Here is a 269-nt window from a genome sequence, read left to right on the forward strand (position 1 = left end):
CACCCCGAAGGGTTTCATCGCTCGACTTGCATGTGTTAGGCACGCCGCCAGCGTTCGTCCTGAGCCAGGATCAAACTCTCAATTTAAAAGTTTACACTTTTTATTTGAAATGAATAATCTGCAACCACTGTTAAGCTGGTTAGCAAGCTCATTACATACTTTTTAGTCTTACGACTAAAATTACTTTTTTATCTAAAGTAATTAACTGGTCAAGCGAAATGTTATTTCGCTATTTTACCTATTTCTCTGTTTAATTTTCAAAGACCAAC

1 rRNA gene is annotated in these 269 nt (G+C 36.8%); it reads right to left on the minus strand.

Annotated features, from left to right (window positions below):
• Positions 1 to 86 (minus strand): 16S ribosomal RNA (locus Ctaglu_RS24860); the annotation flags it as partial.
• Between the last annotated feature and the right edge of the window lie 183 nt (positions 87 to 269).

The sequence above is a fragment of the Clostridium tagluense genome, from assembly GCF_003865095.1.
Lineage (GTDB): Bacteria > Bacillota > Clostridia > Clostridiales > Clostridiaceae > Clostridium_AD > Clostridium_AD tagluense.